Origin of the sequence: Lysobacter enzymogenes (assembly GCF_017168095.1) — a bacterium.
GTDB lineage: Bacteria > Pseudomonadota > Gammaproteobacteria > Xanthomonadales > Xanthomonadaceae > Lysobacter > Lysobacter enzymogenes_D.
This window is the reverse complement of the sequence record NZ_LXSD01000619.1, coordinates 1-1,244: the sequence shown is the minus strand read 5'-3', so window position 1 is coordinate 1,244 and position 1,244 is coordinate 1. Positions and strand designations below refer to the sequence as shown.

The following is a 1,244-nucleotide window of genomic DNA, read 5'->3' as shown; positions in this document are numbered from 1 at the left end:
GCGCGGTCGGCGCGCCGGCGTGGCAGGACGCGGGCGACGGCGCTGTCGAACTGAGCCACATCGCGCAGCCGCTGCCGCGGCCCGCACCGGTGTCGCCGCCGACGCCGCTGGCGCTCAAGCTCGCGCCCGGCGCGCAGGCAGCCGGTTCGTTCGAGTTCGCGCTGCCGGGCGAGGTCGAACCCAAGCGCATCCGCTGGTGCCTGGGCGTGGCGGCATTCCAGCCCGATCAGCTGGACAGGCCGCAGCGGCACGGCGAGGTCGAAATCTGGCGCGCTGCGTTCGCGCTGGCGCGAACCCAGCAACGGTTGTGCACGCCGTGGTTCGATCCGGTGCGCTCGAAGTTCGCGTCCTGAGTCGCGTCGGCGAGGCGGCGGGCGATTTGAGGGCAAGGCATCGGGCCTGAACGCCCTCCTGCAGCGACGCCTCAGCGCGCCAGCGCGTCCAGTTCCGCGGGGTCGAACGCGATCGCGCTGCGCGGCCCGGTATCGGCCAGGATCTTGCGCGCGATGAGTTCGCTGGTCGGCGCCAGCACGCTGAAGTGATCCGTGCGCGGCACCAGGTACCAATGCGCCAGCGGGTTGCGGTTGGCCTTGCGCATGGCCTCGAGGTCGTCGGTGTTGGCGTCGTGGTCGCCTTCGAAGGCGAACACCGGGCTGCGGATCGAGGCCAGCCAATAGCCCGGCGAGCGCAGGCGCAGTTGTTCATCGCTCAGGCCCGGCGGCACGAAGCGCCCGCCGTAGCTGGCCACCTCGGCGATCGGGCCGAACGCGAACACCGCGCGAAAGCGCGCGTCGCTCTGCGCCACCAGCAGCGCCAGGGTGCCGCCGGTGCTGTGGCCGCCCAGATAGATGCGCTGCGGATCGACGTAATCGAGCTTGGCCAGATAGTCGGCGGCGGCGAGCACGTCGCGTACTTCGCCGTAGAAGCCCTCGCGCACGCCCGGGTTGTCGTTGCCGCCGCGCAGCGACGGGTACATCACCACCACGCCGGCCTGGCGCAAGGCCGCGGCGCTCTGGTCGTTGTCGCGCGGCTGCGGGCTCCACACGTCGCCGAGGGTGTTGCTGTCGCCGCCGGTCAGCCAGACGATGGCCGGGTGCTTGCCCGGCTGCGCCGGGCGCGGGGTCAGGTAGGCGGCGAGTTCGCCCGGCTCGGCGCGGTAACGCACCCGCTCCAGGGTGCCGGCCGGCGGCGCCGGCACCGGGCTGCCTTCCTGGGTGCCGCGCGCGGCTTCGGCCGGTGCGGCG

General features: G+C 73.2%; 2 protein-coding genes. One reads left to right on the top strand and one right to left on the bottom strand.

Annotation, left to right across the window (positions count from 1 at the left end; genetic code table 11):
- On the top strand, positions 1–353 hold a 353-nt coding region (locus A7A76_RS23940), incomplete at its 5' end, for a hypothetical protein (RefSeq protein ID WP_206413666.1).
- A gap of 71 nt (positions 354–424) precedes the next feature.
- Here A7A76_RS23940 and A7A76_RS23935 read toward each other — a convergent pair.
- On the bottom strand, positions 425–1,244 hold an 820-nt coding region (locus A7A76_RS23935; RefSeq protein ID WP_206413665.1), incomplete at its 5' end, for an alpha/beta hydrolase family protein.